Below are 17,955 nucleotides of genomic sequence, written 5' to 3'. Positions count from 1 at the left end.
ATTCTTACTTCGTAAGCAAAATCTTAAAGAATGCAGCCATGGGTGGTAATTCTTCCTTCGTAAGCAACCTAGTAGATGCCGGACTGTCCAAAACGTTTGGCAAGCCAGTTCGCCCCAAGCACCAGGATGACACCAATGACCGCCTTGAACAAACCAACAGCTGTACTATAGCTAAATGCGCCTTGCGTGATCCCCATCATGTACACGTACGTATCGAACACTTCCGCTACGTCCCTATTAAGGGGGTTCAGCATCAGGAAGATCTGCTCAAATCCATTATCCAGTACATCTCCCATCCGCAAGATCAGCAAAATAATAATCGTGCTTCGAATCGATGGGAGTGTAATATGCCACAACTGTCTCCAGCGGTTCGCTCCATCCGTAATCGCTGCCTCATATTGCTCTACATCAACACCGGCCAGCGCTGCTAGGAAGATGATCGTACCAAAGCCGGTTTCCTTCCAGATGGTCTGCATAATAATCATCGGCCGGAACCATTCGGGACTAGAAAGGAAGTCGACTTTGCTGCCAAAATACTTCTGCAGCATTTCGTTCACTAGACCACCTTCGGTCGTCAGAAACACGTAGGTCAAGCTTGCTACGATAACCAGCGAGATAAAATGCGGAATATAGATGAGCGTCTGAACGATTCTTTTGAAGAAAGCCAGCCTAATTTCATTTAATAGAAGAGCCAATATAATGGGTGCCGGGAAATAGAACACCAGATTGTATAAGGAGAGTATTAAAGTGTTTCGCAGCAGCATGAAAAATTCAGGATTGGTGAAGAAAACATGAAAATGATCAAGTCCTACCCAATCACTTTTCCAAAAGCCCAAAAAGGGCTGATAGTTTTTGAATGCGAGCATTACGCCCCACATCGGCACGTATTTGAAAATAATGAAATATAACAGGCCCGGAGTTAGCAGCAAGTACAGCCACTTATCTCTCTTGAGCCTCTCCATCACGCTAGGTCTTCTCATTTTATTTGTACTCGTCTCCTGCATCATCTCGATCAGGCTTGGAGCAGCCGCCTGCTTCATCCACGTTCACCTCCAAGTATTGGTTGCCTCTCATGCCCTTATTATTGAACCGATAATGCCTTTCCGCCAATCAGACATTTTTGTGTAAGCCCTTCCAAACCCTGGTTGCAGGTGCAAATCAAGATAATGCAAACCCGTCAAAATAGTAGAAAGCCCAGTCAAACGGAGCAAAATTGTACGATTGTTCAGGTGTTGCCTAGCGCCTATAGTGAAACTGCAAGAATGATGAAGGATAGGTGATGAACATGGGAAAGAAGCTTTACCACGGTGCTGCATGGTATCCGGAGCTTTGGGACGAAGAGGTTCTTGAGGTTGATATTCGACTAATGAAGGAAGCCGGAATAAATGTCATTCGGATTGGTGAATTCGCCTGGTCGACCATGGAGCCTCATGAAGGCGAAATCGATTTGGACTTTTTTGTCCATATGATTAATCGGTTATATGAGAATGGGATCGAGACGATTATGTGCACGCCAACTGCAACACCGCCAATCTGGTATAGCCATGGCCATCCCGATCGAATGTATGTGAATGAGCAGCTGCAGACAATGGGACATGGCTCTAGGCAGCATGCTTGTACAAACCATTCTTCCTTCCGGGAAAAGGCTGCTGTCATTACAGAACATATCGCAAGGGCAGTTGGCCGCTTGCCTGGTCTAATTGGCTGGCAGCTCGATAATGAATTCAATGCCCATGTATCCGAGTGTATGTGCGGGACTTGTCTCACGTTATGGCATCACTGGCTGGAGGAAAGATACGGAACGATCGAACGGCTTAACGATGCTTGGGGAACACAAATCTGGAGCGAATATTATCATCGTTTTGATCAGGTTCCTCAGCCCGGTCCTGCGCCTTTTCTTCATAATTCCTCCCTTAAGACGATGTATCAGCAGTTCTCGATGGAGAAGATTGCGGAGTTTGCTGATGAGCAGACAGCGATTATTCGGATGTATTCCGATGCACCAATTACCCATAACAGCAGTATGGCTTTTAGTGTAGATAATGAACGACTATTCCGCGGATTGGATTTTGCCTCCTTTGATACTTACGCCACAACGGATCATGTGCCAGCCTTTTTGATCAACAATGATCTATTTCGCAGCTTCAAGCGTGGACGGGATTACTGGATTATGGAGACAAGCCCTTCCTTCGCAGGGTCGCTTGAGAGCTACGCAAAACCTCATCCAAACGGCTACTTGCGGGTAGAAGCTGTTGCGGCTTATGCGCTAGGTGCCGAAGCTTTCTGCTATTGGCTCTGGCGGCAGCAGCCTGCCGGCTGTGAGCAGCCACATGGCTCTGTGCTAAGCGCTTGGGGCAAGCCAACAGTTGGATATACGAATGTGCTTGAAGTGGAGCAAGCAAGGCGGGATATTGAAGCGGTGATTTTGTCCACACGACCGGCGCAGGCGGAAGTGGCTTTAACCTACTCGGACCGAGCCAAGGTATTCCTGAAAACAGAGCCGCACCGCAAGCTGAATCATCGCGGACTCATGACTGACTTCTACACGAGGATCTTGAACACAGGTATTCACCGGGATGTTGTGCCGGAGGGCTCGGAGCTCGGCGGGTATAAGCTGCTATTCACTGCATTTCTCCCTTACGTGTCAGAGGAATTTATCGATCGGGCAACGGAATTTGTAGAGGACGGTGGAATTTGGGTCATCGGTCCTCTCACCGGCGGCCGTACGGAGGAGCATACGGTGCATACCGATTCCGCCTTAGGCAAGCTGGAGCGGCTTGCTGGAGTAGAAGCTGTCTACACCTACCCGATGGATGGCAGCGGCGCAATTGGTCATGCCTTTGGACATTCAGCTTCTCTTTCCCTTTGGAGCAGCGTGTTTAAGCCCGAAGGAGCCACTGTGATCGGCACCCTTGAAAGCGGATTGACACCAGACCTAGCATTTATCACTGAGAAACAGCATGGCAAAGGTAAAATCGTTATGCTTGGCTCCATGCCAACAGGCGACGAGGGGCAGCATTTACTAGAAACTCTCATCCTGCATTATGCGGATGAAGCTGGTGTTACGCTGCGCTCGGATGTGACACCCGGTACAATTATCGCTCCAAGACGCGGTGACGGATATGAGCTATGGATTATCATCAACATGGACGGCATCGGTGGCAGTGTGACCATCCCACGTGCAAGCGTCGATGTGTTAAGCGAGGAGCTGCTTGCTCCCGGTACCCTGCTTGCGCTTGGGAGCTATGAATATCGGGTAGTCAGATTCACAGGGGGTTAACGGTCAATTGCGTGCGCAGTCGAATTTTCTTCCGAGTGTATCGCTAAGCAACTCTATTTGTTCACATGTTGGATTCGCTCCAGCATAAAGATTGCAGATAATGCTACTTGGTGCTTTAAAGCTTATTTTACTGCATGAAATCCAACTTAGGCGCGATATTAACGATTAACACACCGAGTATGTTGGATACAATCCAGTGTACAACAAAAAGATCCCCGACCACCTGATAAAACAGGCTAAGCCGGCGATCTTTCTTTTTTGACTTATGGGTTCACCAATTCTGCTATTTGAGGTGGACTCAGTGCTCCTTCATATACCTGCAGCTCATCAAGCTGTCCTTTGAACGGAGTATCCCACCAGTTCACACCAAGGCTGAAGACCGAATCGGTTCCGGTGAAAATATCCGGGAAGTTCGAACCGGTAAACTTCAGTTCCCCGTTAATATATACGGACAAAGTCCCGTTATCTACGGAATAAGCTAGATGTGTCCACGAGCCTGTTGCAATAGTTAGTCCTGCGATCCCGTCATACCAGACGTTGCTGCCCGACCATACCATTGTGTTATCGCCAACCGGCCCTTTAGGGAGCAGGCTAACCCAGTTGTAGCCGTCTTTTGCTCCAAAGAAAGTAGTTGTATAGGTCGTCAACTGCTCAGGCTTCACCCACAGCGATACCGAATACTGATTGCTGTCAATCAACTTGTTCGGCAAACGTACACCAGACGCTCCATCCAATACCACAGCATTGCCTTCAACGCCAGCCGTATACGAGATAGTGCCTCCCGTATTGTCGATCCGATTACCTGTAATCGATCCTGCACCAAAGCTGCCCGTGGAGTCGGTCAAATCATTTTCAAAAGAATACTTCGCAACAAGCGTAGCATCTTCATACGGAAGCACCGTTAAGTTAAAGCTCTTCGAGCTTGTCAAAGTTCCCTTCGTAATAACAGCGGTCAGCGTTACTGTCGCAGCAGCTGAACCAGAGTCCGGACGAACAACCACACCTGCTGCCGACACTACATCCGGATTACTGGAAGTCCATGTGATAGAGGCATGACGCATGCCTTCAGAAGGAAGATTCAGATTCGCAATGACACGGCTGGTATCTCCAATATTCAAATCTGCCTTAATATCTGCAACGATCTGCGAGTCTTTCAGATCCTCCTGAATACTGCCCCAAATGGTTACCCCTTCATTAGACATTGCTGTAAACGTCATGACGAATTGTTCGGAGCTAGGATCCCACCCTTTCACGAACACACCTTTGTACGTTTTGCCATCCAAAGTGAGTTCCGCTTCGTTATGACCAATCGACTTCCAAGTCCCCGATACATCACCCGTCACTTTATTGTTCTTATTCAGCGTAATGTAGCTGGACTCTACAAGGTCAGCCGTTGTTCCTTTGCCATGATTAATAAATTTATATTCGCCGATTAGATCTTCGCGCTTCACCTTCTCCAGCGATTCGCCCGAATAACGGTATGGCGCAGTGACAAGCCAGCCGTCTTTATTCATAAACATCTGATGCACACGAACTTCGTGAACCTCGCCTTTCTGCGGGAACCTGGAATGGAAGACTAGAAACATTTTTCCGGTATCCGGGTCCTGATAGAAAGAGTTATGTCCTGGCGAAACATAGCCGTAGCCGATGCCTTTTCCAGGATCGCCAACTTCACGCTTGAACAGGAAGTTCCCCATCAGCTTATTACCAAATGCAGACACATCCGTGTCGCCTGGAAGTACAGCGCTTTTCCCAGAAGCGTCTACAAAAGGACCAAGCGGATTCTTGGAGCGGTACAATCTCATATTGTAGCCACCGTCTGCACCCAGCCATCCAATCGTATCAAACAAATAATAATAGTCCGTTTGCTTGTTGTAGACCATGTAAGGACCTTCACCGGATTTGTAGAAGCCGCCTGCGATCTTCGTTCCAAAATAACGATCGACCAGTCTGCCATCCTTCGTTACGGAGTCTTTCCCCGGATAGATTGCTTTGCCTGTTGCCGGATCAATCTGCAGCGTGAATATGCCGCCTGACCAAGAACCGTAAGACATCCACAGCTTTCCGTTCTCATCAAACATAAGCTGCGGGTCAATCGCATTCGGATACGTAATATTGGAGAAGGTGCCATCGCTATTAAACCATTTGTCGCTAGAGCCGTTTAGTTTCCCGCCCTCGATCAGCTGCGGGATATTCGTGTTTGTCCATTTCTTATTAATAACACTGTTGGCATCATAAGCCTCACCAGCTGTAAATCCGGAATAAACGAGCGTATCCACATACGTATACGGACCCTCGATGTTCTGGGACACGCCAAAACCAATTGCCGAGCGGATGTATGTAGATGAGGTGCAATAATAAATCATATAAGCGCCCTTCGTTCCATCCTCATTGACATAGCTCTCATTCCAGAAGACATCCGGCGCCCAGACAGAGAAGCCGCCTTTGCTGTCGGAGTCATTTTCCCCGGCCCACTTAAAAGATGTCGCGAGATTTTGTGATAGATTCCCGTAAATCACATTGTTTGGAGTGGTATATCCATTCGTAAACGTCTCCCAATTCATCAGATCCGTTGATTTGGCAGCCTCTATATGGGAGCCAAATACATAGAAGTTGTCTCCGTCTCTGACGATCGAAGGGTCATGGACCGATACATTGCTGTACGTTGGTGCAGCCGGCTCGCTACTTGCGCCAGGCTTCTTGTCAGATGCATCGGCTGCCCCGCTCCCCATCACAGTTACTGGAATCGCTAACGTAAGAATTAACGTGGACAAAATCAGCTTATAAGATTTTCGCATTCTTCGAACATTCTCCTCGCTTCATATGAGATCATCCTTTAACCGAGCCAATCATAACCCCTTTCTCGAAATATTTCTGAAGGAACGGATATAACATAAGAATCGGCAGGGACGATACGATTATGACGCCATATTTGATCTGGTCCGCATACCGCTGGGCATAGCCGCCCGACGCAGCTCCACCACCTGTACCCGCACCGTTTTGGAACACCTGATTAGACAACAGGATGTCTCGAAGCACGATCTGAAGTGGCTGCAGGTTGTTATCTCGAATGTAGATCAGTCCCGTAAAGAAATCATTCCAATGCCCTACTAAGTAATAGAGGCCAATAACAGAGATTAGAGCCTTGGACAAAGGCAGCGCAACCTTGGCAAAATACATAAAATGTGAGCAGCCATCCATCACAGCGGCTTCATGCAGCTCTGCCGGCAGCGCTGTTTCAAAGAAAGTACGGGCAATAATCAAAAAGAAAATATTGACGCAAAACGGTAAAATAAACACCCAAAATGTGTTCGTCAGATGAAGGTCTTTCATTAATAGATAGGTTGGAATAAGGCCGCCGTTGAAGAACATCGTGATGACAAATAAAAACATGATTGGACGTCTCGCCTTAAATTCCTTCCGGGACAGCACATACGCAGCTGGCATCGTAAACAGCATGTTTACGAATGTACCAAATACGGTATAAAACAAGGTGTTCCGATATCCGATCCACACACGGCTGTCCTGGAATATCTCCTTATAACCGAATAGACTTGACCCCTTCGGAAATAGCAGCACCTTGCCCGTCGAGACCAGCGTTGAATCGCTAAAGGAAGCGATAATGATAAAGTAAAGCGGATATACGATGATTAGAAAAATAACCGCACATAAAGCATACAGAACAATGTGAAAAGCCAATTCCTTTCCGGTTAAACCTTTAAGTGCCAAGGTAGACCCCCTCCTTTCCGAGAACTGTCTTAATACAAGCTTGTATTAGACATCTTCTTCGATATGGCGTTCATTGCAAACAAGAATACGAAGTTAATGACAGTATTAAAGAGCCCAATAGCAGAAGCGTAGCTGAATTGATTGGATATGATCCCGATCTTATAAACATAGGTAGAAATAACCTCTGAGACGGGCAAATTAAGCGAGTTTTGCATCAAGAAAATTTTCTCAAAGCCAGTGCTAAGAATATTCCCCATACTCAGAATGAACAGGATAAGGATTGTTGGGATTAGAGCAGGAATATCTACATTCCGGATAAGCTGCCATCTGCTCGCGCCGTCAATTTTGGCCGAATCATACAGTTGCGGATCAACTGTTGACAGCGCTGCCAAATAAATAATGCTGTTCCAGCCGCAATGCTGCCAAATATCTGAGAGTACATAGACCGGAATAAACGTATTGGTGGAGGCGATCAAGTTGATATGACCTAAGCCAAGTCCCTTCATCATATAACCGATGACACCCGTCTCCGGTGACATCAGAACGTTCATCATCCCAACGAGCACGATAATAGATATAAAATGCGGCAAATAAACGGTCGTCTGCATCAACGTTTTCATCCGCTTACGGCGGATCTGATTCAAGATTAAAGCGAGGATAATAGGCGCTGGAAACCCAACGATAATCGTCGCCAGGCTGATCAGAAACGTGTTGCGCATCAAATCCGAGAACAGATAGCTGTCAATAAATTGCCGGAAATAGTCCAGGCCACGCCACTCGCCACCGGTTAGACCTTTCGAAAAATCAAAGTCCCGGAACGAAAGCTGGATCCCGTACATCGGAATATAGTTAAAGATTAGAACAGCGGCAATAGCAGGCGCGATCATGATCCAAAGCTGATAATCCCGCCGTAATATCCGAAGTCCTCCTCCACGTGTTCGCATAGGCTGATATCCCTCCTTTACATGCTGGATCTGCTACGCCGCTCTGGAAAGCGGCATAGCAGATCCCCTGCTCGTTATTGCTTTTTGTATTCGTCGTAGTATTTCTGCATAATTTCAAGGTTTTGCTTGAGACCTGCTTTCTCGCTTTCCTTCACATAGCTGTCCCAATCTGATTCGATGCCGCCTTTTGTAACCCATTTGGCAAAGTTGGTATTCGCCAGATTCATGACGTTCGTATTATTGAGTCCCATCGTGCTGTTGTCTGCACTCGAATATTTGAGGAAACCAGGGAAAACGTCATTATCTACATCGATCTGAATGGCATCAATTGGCTTCGATTGCTCGAGAACCTCCTGCATATCTTTGCCCAGCGTCAGTTGAAGCGTATCCGGAATATAGAAAGCTCCATTATCGGCCATTGTAGATGTCCATTTCCATGTGCCTGGATCCATTTTCGTATCAGCCGGCGGCAGTACACTATAGCTGCCATCTCCGTTATCCTTAATGTTTGGTCCAAGGGATCCGAAGAGTACCTGCATCCCCATATCAGGAGCGTACAGCTCGTTAATGAAGCGCATAACCGCTTCCTTGTTTTTCGATTTGGCCGACATCACAATTTGGTTGATACCATAGTTCAAAGAGTTATAGTCATAGCTCCAAGATACTGCGCTGTCCGGAGTAGCTTTTATTGGCGACATCGAGGTATATTGCGGAGCAAGCTGCTCGCCGAACCGGTCAGAGGCTACCCATCCGAACGTAAAACCAACCTTCGCCATATCCCCTTCGCCGCGGGCAACGGACTGGTATTTCGTATAATCATGCGTGAATACTTCCGGATTAATGAGACCTGCTTTATTTAACTTGTTCAGGAAAGTAACCATCGTCTTATAACGCTCGTCGACGAGATAGTTTTTCACTTTACCATCTTCAACAAAGTAACCTTGCGGGCTGCCGTCCGTGAGGGTCATCCCTGTACCGCTCAGTAAATAAGCAGCGTTGAAATAACCGCCGATTCCGCCCGGCCAGTCCATCGGGATTTCATCGTTTGGATCACCGTTGCCGTTTGCATCCTTTTCTTTAAATGCAACAAGCACATCATATAATTCATCCCAAGTTGTAGGCATGGTCAGACCCAAATTATCGAGCCACTTTTGGTTAATGTACATACGGGTAGCCGTGGAAGGCCAATACCGCTGGTATTTCGGAAGACCAAAGATCTTACCATCCGATTGCTCGGCAATTTTCTTCGTCTCCGGCTTCGCTTCGAACATCGCCGTAACATTTGGCGCTTGATCCAGCATACCGGACAGATCTTGGAACAAACCTTGGAACTGTGCGAAGTCCGCATCGGTAATCACGTTAGGACCAATAAAGAGATCGGGTACATCGCCGCTCGCGAGCATCGTCCCTTTCTTCTGATCCCAGTCAGCCGTAATCTCCTGCCATTCGATCTCGACCCCTGCTTTGTCTTCCACCTGCTGCAGCCATTCCATTTCTTTGAGAGGTTTCGTCAAAGGATGCTTCGTCATAATGGCGGTCAGCTTAACTTTCTTTCCACTGTCCGTACCTGTGGAACTGTTAGCCGTTGGGCTACTTCCCGCATTCGTATTGCCATTGCCATTGTTGCCGCCCGAGTTGCTGCATGCTGACATCAATGTCGTTGCCGCCAGCAGGACGGAGATGAAACTGACTACTTTTTTCCGCATGTCATTGCCCCCTCATATAAGTAAGTTTAATAACTTGCAGCAGCATCAGTCTGAAGCGCTGCGCCAGGACTTTGGCTCCCGGTACAATCACTCTAATCTCATCAGCACGAAGCCGTATACGGACAGTATTCGAACGATCAGCAATTTTTGAAAGCGTTTGCTAAATTCAATTATTGTATATCTTCAAAAAATGCCCCTTGCCACTTAACAAACAGAAAGCCTGCCGATCAATTCGGCAGGCCGGGGTGTAAAGCAGCAACTTCAGGTCAGGAAATAAGCTTATGCGTTTCCCGGTACTGCCCTGGAGTTGTTCCTACGATTTTTTTGAAGCAGCGAATAAAGCTTGAGGTATTGGAGAAACCCGTCTGCTGCGCAACAGCATCCAACGTCTGATTCGTACTCCTCAGAAGTTGAATGGAGGTCTGAATACGGAATACATCAATGTATTCTTTAAAATTCTGACCCATTGTTTTTTTGAAATGATGACTGAAATTCGAAGCAGACATCGTGAAGTGATCGGCAATGAGCTGGAGGGAAAAATCAGCATGTAATCCCTTTTGCTCAATAAAGTCGGTTATCTCTTCTTGCGATGCATGGCGCACAGTCGGGAGCATGCTCTGAATGATTCCACAGAGCCGTATACAACTGTCGCTGATAATACCGGTCATCTGTTCAACCGTATAACGGTACTGATAAGCTGTATCGGTAAGTCTAAGTAATCCATCATCATTAGGGCCAAACCGCTGAAGACCATTTAGAAGGGCACTCACCGTGTTAATATAGACACTTCTTACCATATGAGGCGGCATTCCCTCACTTCTAAGCTGGCAATTAATTCGCTCCGTAATATTCTGGACTGACCCCGCATCATTCTTAAGAATCGCCAGCTCAAGCGATTGCAGCAGCTCAGCGAAATAGGAGATCGACCCGGTTTTGGGCGAATCAAGTTCTTCGAATACAAGAACAGGATTACCGCCGCGCAGCCTCAAATGCTCGATTGCCCGCATCGCCTGCAAATAAGCAACATGGACGGTATCTGTCGTGTCCGGCTTGTTGGTTACCCCAATGCCGATATGAGCCTTGGCCTCCGTCTTCTCTTCCAGCTCCCTGCAAAGCTCTATTAGGAATGGTTTAATGGAATAAGAGGGCTCATGTGAGCATACGAAGATCATTTCATGACTGTAAATACTCTTAAGCATATAGCCTGTCATCTTGTCTGAATGTCTTCCTTCAATTGAACGTAAATATTCGGCTGTACAGTCATCATTTACGGATGAATCCATTGCGATAACGGCCACTGCAATCGAGTGATATGGAAATTCAATGCCATAGGTACGGGCTTGCTCGAGATAATCCTGTCCGTATGCTGTCTTCCCGCTGACCAGCTCAAACAATAAATTATCCCGCATCGTTTGCTTCACCCGGGCATCTAATGAGCTGTTGGCTGATACAAGCTCGCCAAGTGCATAACGGATGGTCTCAAACTCATTCATTGGCTTCCGCTCAACCGTCTCGAATAAGTTGGCAGCGAAATCGACCAGCCGTTTGATCGGTTGATAATTTCGGCGGATGGATATGTAGATGATTAAAAACTCAAGCAGTAGCATTAAACCAATAAGCAGGATTGTGTTACGCTGCACAGACTGAATGCCCTGCAGCATTTCGGTCACAGGCAGCACACTAACGTATTGCCATCCATTTTTATCCGAGACGGTGTGAGAGACGATATAGGAATGACCATCCTTTTTATACAAGCCGGCTCCTTCCCCGTTCTCTACAAGACCTGATAGAAATTCTTGAAGCTCATCTGCCGGAATGTAAGCTGACTGGTTAGAAGACAACAAGGAGCGTCCATCGGTGTCTATAATAAAAAAGTTGCCGCTGTACATCTCAGACATGGAATTAAGCATACGGATTATCGTATCTTCACGAACCATGATGAGAACAGCTCCTGGAGTTTCATAACCGCCAATCGGCAGCGGAAGCGCAAAGGTAAGCATACGGACATGATTACTGCCCGGTATGATAACATCCTCTACTGGTCTCACGATAGGTGCTTTCAAATGACTGAGCTGTGCAAACATCTGTTTTTGCGGCCAATTCTCGTAGTAATATCCAATACCCGGCTTCGAGAAATCCTCTTCTTTGTAAGCGCTTCCTGTTTTGGCGAATAAATAACCCATGCTTTTCAGATACAGCAGCGTATTGTCAATAAAGCCGTCTGTTGCATTATATTTGCGCATTTCATTAGCAATCATTACCCGCTGATAGTCTCTGTCATCGGTATTGTACAATTTGATCTCCCGGTTCTTCACGAGCTCGAACGGCAAATTGTACACATAACGCGTAAACGTATCCATAGAATTCATAACTTGCTCTGTCAGATGAGTGTTCCAGTCCATCTCCTTCTGTTTGACGACAGCTGTAGAATGTGGGTAATAGTAAGCTAATATGATCAGTACAGGAAACAAGAGCACCAGCAGATAAGAGACAAGATGCTGAATCAGCAGGTTCATGCGGTTCTTTTTCACGGGATGCCACCTTTCGTTCCAATAACAAGCTACCATACGGAAAGGATGGAAAAAGCCTCTTTAACTGTTTTATTATACCACCCGAAAAGATTGTGGACTACGGCCTAAAGCAGGAAACGTCGTAAAAGTGGAGGACAAAACGGTATAAAAAAAGAGCTGCCCACGAGGACAGCTCTTCTAAATCTTCTATTAACCTTTTTGAACAGCAGCTTTATTTACTATTGTGTCTGTGCTTTTCTCCTCTGTTGCTTGTGGAACACGTTTAAGGAAGAAGGTGAGCAAGAGACCTACAACACCAATACCTACGATAACCAGATAAGCATCATTCATACCGCTGATCGTAGCGTTCGTAATCATTTGCTGTTGCGACACACCTTCTGTTGCACCAGATGCCATCGCATCAGTTAAATGCGATTTCGTTTGGGTCGTCAGGATGGTAACGAGCAACGATGTACCAATCGCACCAGCTACCTGTCTGATTGTATTGGAAATTGCTGTACCATGCGCATTCAGACGGTTAGGCAATTGGTTGAGTCCTGCCGTTTGAACTGGCATCATCAGAAGCGCCATGCCGATCCGGCGTCCTGTAGACATGAGCACCAGATAAGTATAGGAGGTTGTATCTGTCAGGTTAATGAAACCAAGTGTTGTAGCGATGACAACAACCATACCCGCTATCGACAGCCATTTCGCTCCGAATTTATCAAACAGTCTACCTGTTATAGGCATCAGTAAGCCCATGACAAGCGCGCCAGGAAGCAAGAGCAGACCTGATTCCATAGCTGTATAACCACGTGCATTTTGCAGATACAACGGAAGCAGTATCATATCTGCATACATAACCATAGTGATGGCAATGTTGATGAAGGTTGTTAAGGAATACATATTGTACTTGAAGACACGAAGCTCAAGAAGCGGATTGCTTGAAGCTAACTGCCGCCAAGTGAACAACGCCAGAGCTATAAGGCCCACGATAATCGACAATAGTACTTCTACGCTATCCCATCCGGCACTACTTGCCCGGCTGAAACCAAATAATACTGCACCAAAACCAATAGTGGACAAGATGATACTAACGACATCAACCTTAGGATAAGAACGTTCCGATACATTGGTAAGGAAGATATAACCGCACACAATAACAATAACTGCAAGCGGGATCATACCGTAAAACATCATTTCCCATTTAAAGTTCTCCAGAACCCAGCCAGCAAGAGTTGGTCCAATCGCCGGGGCGAAAATAATTGCGGTACCAACCAAGCCCATTGCGCCGCCACGCTTCTCAGGAGGGAACAAGGTCAAGATAACCGTCATCATAAGAGGCATAATAATACCGGCACCAGCCGCCTGAATTAACCGACCGATAAGCAGTACATTAAAATCAGTTGCAATAGCCGATACAATGGTACCGATAAGGAATAAAATCATCGACGTCTGGAATAACTCACGCGTCGTAAATCGCTGCATTAGAAAAGCAGTAATCGGGATTAAAATACCGTTGACCAACATATAACCCGTTGTCAGCCATTGTACCGTTGCCGCCGAAATACTGAAATCGTTCATCAATTCTGGACCTGCAACACTCATAATCGTTTGGTTCAGCGTCGAAATAAAGGCGCCTATAATCAAAACGAATAAAATTGGCCCCTTCTTGATAGAAACGCCGCTTGAATTTAAACTTTTACTCAACCGCTCCATCCTTCTTTCTTGTCTCTCTAGACTAAATTTACAACGTGTCGTATAGTGGACATTGTATAAATTAAATTATATCTCGTGCGGCTTTCTTTACAAGCGACGATTCCATTCAAAAGTGTAAATTAGTAGACAGTTATACAAATAACTGTAGTTTATCCTTCGAAAATAATACATTAAAAATGAAATTGTAGTTTACAACTAAAGGAATTACTACTAAAAGAAAGGAATTTGATCAATGGACAAAACAACTCGGACAGATCCTCGTATTCTACGGACACGTCAGCTGCTTAGAGATGCTTTTATTGAGCTGCTAGAGGAGATGGAGATTGAGAAGATTTCCGTCAATCGCCTTGCAGAGCGCGCTACGATTAACCGCGTCACTTTTTACCTTCATTATAAGGACATCCCGGATATGCTGGACAAGATGGCAGATGACATGATTGACGATATTCATCGCGTATTGGATCAATCAACTGTAAAATCAGATTCACCGGAATTAATTAATTCTACTTTGCTTGTTAATTTGCTCGAGCATATTGCGGAGCATTCGAAATTTTATAAGGTCATTCTTGCATCCCATCGTACGACAATCTTTACAGATCGATTATTAAGACTGTTGACTAAACTCATCTCGGATGGAATTGAAAAGCGAGGAAACAGCTCTTTTGTTACCAAAAACAATATTCAAAAAGATATTGCCGTCTGGTATAGTTCAGCTGCCTTAATTGGGACAATCGTTTCCTGGCTTCGGGCGGACATGCCCTATACCCCGTTGTTTCTTGCCAGGCAGTTTCTTATGCTGCGCAAGCTTGAAGATTTAACACAGAATAACGACATATAAATCGCCTCCACCCTGGGAATACTAATCAGGTGAAGGCGATTTTCTACTACGGCTGTTTTTTAAATCTTATATCCATCTGTTACTGGTGCCGTACTTTGTCTAATGACAAGCTCCGGCTCAAGCGAGTACACCTTCTTGACCTTCTCTTTATTCATGAGCTCACGCAGCACTCGAACCGCTGTACGTCCAAGACTATTCGCTTGCTGCGAGACCGTAGTTAATTCTGGAATAACATGATGAGCTAACGGAATATCATCAAACCCAACGATCGAAATATCATCCGGCACACGCAGACCTTGTTCAACGGCTGCCTTAATAGCACCAATTGCGGTAAAATCATTAACACAGCAGACGGCTGTTGGCCTATCCTTCAGCTTCAATAAAGCCTCCATCAGCTCACGTCCTGAATCGACCGAAAAGCTGCCTGGCAAGATCCAATCCTCATGCAGCTGCAATCCGGCATCCTTGATCGTCTTCTTGTATGCCCGAATTTTCACCGCTGTGGTAGACATATGACTCTCGCCGCCGATAAATCCGATCTTCGTATGGCCGATGTCGATCAAATGTTTGACAGCAAGGACGGTGCCCGCATATTCATCCGTTAGTACTCGTATTAAACCGGAATCCTTAAGATTCCCGTTCACGAGCACCAAAGGAATTTTCTGCGCATGCTCGACGACCTCTTGAATTAAAGCTGGCTTACAATCCTTCAAGTTGATACGCCCGCCCATAAAGATAATGCCGTCCACCCGTTTTTCCTGCATCATGGTTAGAAATTCAGATTCCTTGTCATGTAGGCCAATGGTATTACAAAGGAAAAAGGTATGTCCGGACTCTCGCCCCTCCTGCTCTGCACCGGAAAATACCTCAGGGAAAAAGGGGTTCGTAATATCCGGCAATATAACGCCAATAATCCCCGTCTCTTTCTTCAGTAAGCTCCTCGCATTCGCGTTAGGCTGGAACTGATATTTCTGCATAATCGCTTCGACTTTCTCCCGCGTGGAAGCGCGTACAGGAGCAGTGTCATTAAGCACCCGGGAGACCGTAGCAACAGATACTTTGGCTTCTTTGGCTATATCGTATACGGTAACTTGCTTCATCGTCTGGTTCCCTTCTAGTACAACTAATATACCTAAAATTATACCAAAGTTTGTATGCTAATGAAATTGATTTCATGAGCGATTCAGCCTTGATTCGTGCTTTCTATGAAATTATCGTACTATGTTCTAATTTACTTTAACAAGCGTCCACTGTTGGTTGTTCCCGCCATTATCCGCCCATTGGATTACCGCTGCTCCGCTTGCCGTTGAGGCCGAATTGACGTCTGCCGTCAATCCACTGTTCCGGTTAACCAAGATGAGTGACCCCCCCGCGTCTACCGGCAGCCATTGCTGGTTGTAACCACCATTATCCTGGTACTGAATAAGTGCAGCCCCCCCTGTCGTGGAGCTTTGATTGACATCAAGGAGCAGGCCGCTGTTTACATTTTTGATCTTATAGTAGCCATTACCTGCGGAAACAAGCTGCCAGCGTTGATTGTTGCCGCCATTATCTGTGTATTGAAGAATAGCAGCACTATTCGCTGTGGATGCGTTGTTCACATCCATGACAAGCCCGCTGTTCTTGTTTACCAGCTTGTAAATGGCAGTCGAAGGATAGCCCGTTGTTCCGGTGTACGTCACATTGGAGATGACATACGTGTTGACCGAGCTTGCCTTAGCGTTAGCCGTGAACGTCTTGTTCGTTACACTTACGTTCGACAATTGGGCAAGATCCTCAGTGGATGATGTACGGTATACTGCTGCTGAGCTGCCTGTTGCCGTAAACTTGCTCAGATCATAGGTAACTGACGTGTCCGTTGTTGCGCTGTTAGTCGTTACGAGCACCAGCTTGCTGGATGCCGCATCATACGCCGCAAGCGTATTCGCATCGCTCATCCCAATAATTTTGTAACCCGGGCGAATAAATTTGCTGTAATTACCCATGACATAATATTTCTTGTTCACGGTATAGCTTGTCGTTTGAGTATTATTGAGAACATTTTTGAAAAAGCCCCAGCCATCTGCGCTATCAACGGCTTGCCAATAAATCCAAGCGGTTACTCCCATGTTCTTCATGTCCTTCAAGATGGTGCGGGACATCGTCAAGCCGCTGGCATCCCCGTCCCCGTATTCCGAAACCCAAGGAGTCTTCCCGTTCGAGGCAGCGATATTACGGAAAGCCGCCCTATTCGTCCCACCATACGTATGGGTATTGATTTGCGAAATAGCAGATTTTACGGCACTCGTATAGCTATTGTAGGAAACCGAAGAATCATCAACGCTATATTCCTCCGGAGCACTTAGCTTTGTCCCTGTAAGTCCCTTCGCAACCAGAGAAGAGTTGACCTGGCTTAGAATGGTGTTCTGATTCGCCCGATCAAAGTGCATGCCTTCCTGATTGTTGCCAAGTGACCACCATGTCGATACCGGCTCGTTGAGCGGGGTTAAGGTTTTGAAAGTAATGCCCCAGCTGTCGCGGAAATGCTTGACGACCTCGGTCAAATAATCGGCAAAATCATCATAATAATCCGTTTTTAAATTGTTAGCACCCCCGGAAGCTCCGGTAACACTACCGCTGTTAGTCATCCAATAAGGAGCGGAATTAGAGAAGGCTTCGAATACATTGGCGCCTCTGGTTTTGGCTGCTTGCAGCATATATCTCTGGTTGGCATCGGCTGTCCAATCATACACACCTTGTGTCGTCTGGAAGCCAGGCACTGCTTTACGGTATTCCAAGTAATTCAAGCTTGGATTTTCGCCGCCTCCAATATTGTATCGAAGGACATTTAGGCCAATTCCGCTTGTCGTGCTGAACATTTTGTCCGCATACTCATCCTTGTTCGAATAGCCGCCTACTACTTTTCCCCACCAGGCGAGGGATGTTCCCCAGCCCTCTACCGTCTGATACTGCTGAGATGGATCAGCAGCTGCTGTGTAAGAGCCTGCCGCAGATGCAGTCATTCCAAAGCTGCCCACAAGCATACTGCCTGCCGCAACTCCGGCCAATAATCGTTTCATCTTTCTCATGTTTTCCTCTCCTTATTTGAGATTCCTCAGTCTTATGACGATTCTCGCTGAGATGGACGTTTTGGCATCACTCCTTTCCATGTAAACGGTTACAAACTGACCAAACAAAAACCGCTGCCTAGCAGATTTATTCAAAATAATGAACATCATCTAAGCAGCGG

Annotated in this window: 11 protein-coding genes; 2 read left to right on the top strand and 9 right to left on the bottom strand. The window is 46.3% G+C overall.

Going from position 1 to position 17,955, the window contains the following annotated elements:
* Nucleotides 1-68: 68 nt before the first annotated feature.
* On the bottom strand, nucleotides 69-1,040 hold the full coding sequence (locus tag AC0YNT_RS26400; protein ID WP_475807294.1) for an ABC transporter permease: 972 nt from the start codon (nucleotides 1,038-1,040) through the stop codon (nucleotides 69-71).
* A gap of 245 nt (nucleotides 1,041-1,285) precedes the next feature.
* Here AC0YNT_RS26400 and AC0YNT_RS26395 point away from each other — a divergent pair, with 245 nt between their 5' ends.
* On the top strand, nucleotides 1,286-3,280 hold the full coding sequence (locus AC0YNT_RS26395) for a beta-galactosidase (protein WP_475807293.1): 1,995 nt from the start codon (nucleotides 1,286-1,288) through the stop codon (nucleotides 3,278-3,280).
* A 263-nt stretch (nucleotides 3,281-3,543) separates the two neighbouring features.
* On the opposite strand, the gene AC0YNT_RS26390 is transcribed toward AC0YNT_RS26395, so the two are convergent.
* From AC0YNT_RS26390 to AC0YNT_RS26365, 6 genes are all read right to left on the bottom strand, one after another.
* On the bottom strand, nucleotides 3,544-6,078 hold the full coding sequence (locus AC0YNT_RS26390) for a LamG-like jellyroll fold domain-containing protein (protein ID WP_475807292.1): 2,535 nt from the start codon (nucleotides 6,076-6,078) through the stop codon (nucleotides 3,544-3,546).
* 31 nt (nucleotides 6,079-6,109) lie between these two features.
* Nucleotides 6,110-7,009 (bottom strand): carbohydrate ABC transporter permease, encoded by a 900-nt coding sequence (locus AC0YNT_RS26385; RefSeq protein WP_167277132.1) that lies wholly within the window; start codon nucleotides 7,007-7,009, stop codon nucleotides 6,110-6,112.
* A 29-nt stretch (nucleotides 7,010-7,038) separates the two neighbouring features.
* Entirely contained in the window at nucleotides 7,039-7,953 is a 915-nt protein-coding gene (locus AC0YNT_RS26380) for an ABC transporter permease (protein ID WP_475807291.1), read from the bottom strand.
* Nucleotides 7,954-8,027: 74 nt separating this feature from the next.
* Complete coding sequence (locus tag AC0YNT_RS26375; RefSeq protein WP_475807290.1) at nucleotides 8,028-9,659, bottom strand: ABC transporter substrate-binding protein; 1,632 nt, start codon at nucleotides 9,657-9,659, stop codon at nucleotides 8,028-8,030.
* A gap of 266 nt (nucleotides 9,660-9,925) precedes the next feature.
* On the bottom strand, nucleotides 9,926-12,190 hold the full coding sequence (locus AC0YNT_RS26370; protein ID WP_475807289.1) for an AraC family transcriptional regulator: 2,265 nt from the start codon (nucleotides 12,188-12,190) through the stop codon (nucleotides 9,926-9,928).
* Between the two features lie 189 nt (nucleotides 12,191-12,379).
* Nucleotides 12,380-13,888: a DHA2 family efflux MFS transporter permease subunit gene (locus AC0YNT_RS26365; RefSeq protein ID WP_475807288.1), complete on the bottom strand. Its 1,509-nt coding sequence runs from the start codon at nucleotides 13,886-13,888 to the stop codon at nucleotides 12,380-12,382.
* A 232-nt stretch (nucleotides 13,889-14,120) separates the two neighbouring features.
* On the opposite strand from AC0YNT_RS26365, the gene AC0YNT_RS26360 reads away from it, so the two are divergent.
* Nucleotides 14,121-14,726, top strand: coding sequence for a TetR/AcrR family transcriptional regulator (locus AC0YNT_RS26360; RefSeq protein ID WP_475807287.1), 606 nt, complete (start codon nucleotides 14,121-14,123; stop codon nucleotides 14,724-14,726).
* Nucleotides 14,727-14,785: 59 nt separating this feature from the next.
* Here the strand turns inward: AC0YNT_RS26360 and AC0YNT_RS26355 are convergent, their stop codons facing one another.
* Together AC0YNT_RS26355 and AC0YNT_RS26350 are read right to left on the bottom strand one after the other, a co-directional pair.
* Entirely contained in the window at nucleotides 14,786-15,826 is a 1,041-nt protein-coding gene (locus tag AC0YNT_RS26355; protein ID WP_475807286.1) for a LacI family DNA-binding transcriptional regulator, read from the bottom strand.
* A 126-nt stretch (nucleotides 15,827-15,952) separates the two neighbouring features.
* Nucleotides 15,953-17,794: an RICIN domain-containing protein gene (locus AC0YNT_RS26350; protein WP_475807285.1), complete on the bottom strand. Its 1,842-nt coding sequence runs from the start codon at nucleotides 17,792-17,794 to the stop codon at nucleotides 15,953-15,955.
* Between the last annotated feature and the right edge of the window lie 161 nt (nucleotides 17,795-17,955).

The sequence above is a fragment of the Paenibacillus sp. J22R56 genome (assembly GCF_056269375.1).
The sequence above is the reverse complement of the archived record's forward strand: the minus strand, read 5'-3'. Positions and strand labels throughout refer to the sequence as shown.

What these genes read in the sequence shown, in the direction of transcription:
- AC0YNT_RS26400 (WP_475807294.1), bottom strand. Translation starts at nt 1,040, where the DNA reads ATGAAGCAGGCGGCTGCTCCAAGCCTGATCGAGATGATGCAGGAGACG.
- AC0YNT_RS26395 (WP_475807293.1), top strand. Translation starts at nt 1,286, where the DNA reads ATGGGAAAGAAGCTTTACCACGGTGCTGCATGGTATCCGGAGCTTTGG.
- AC0YNT_RS26390 (WP_475807292.1), bottom strand. Translation starts at nt 6,078, where the DNA reads ATGCGAAAATCTTATAAGCTGATTTTGTCCACGTTAATTCTTACGTTA.
- AC0YNT_RS26380 (WP_475807291.1), bottom strand. Translation starts at nt 7,953, where the DNA reads ATGCGAACACGTGGAGGAGGACTTCGGATATTACGGCGGGATTATCAG.
- AC0YNT_RS26375 (WP_475807290.1), bottom strand. Translation starts at nt 9,659, where the DNA reads ATGCGGAAAAAAGTAGTCAGTTTCATCTCCGTCCTGCTGGCGGCAACG.
- AC0YNT_RS26365 (WP_475807288.1), bottom strand. Translation starts at nt 13,888, where the DNA reads ATGGAGCGGTTGAGTAAAAGTTTAAATTCAAGCGGCGTTTCTATCAAG.
- AC0YNT_RS26360 (WP_475807287.1), top strand. Translation starts at nt 14,121, where the DNA reads ATGGACAAAACAACTCGGACAGATCCTCGTATTCTACGGACACGTCAG.
- AC0YNT_RS26355 (WP_475807286.1), bottom strand. Translation starts at nt 15,826, where the DNA reads ATGAAGCAAGTTACCGTATACGATATAGCCAAAGAAGCCAAAGTATCT.
- AC0YNT_RS26350 (WP_475807285.1), bottom strand. Translation starts at nt 17,794, where the DNA reads ATGAGAAAGATGAAACGATTATTGGCCGGAGTTGCGGCAGGCAGTATG.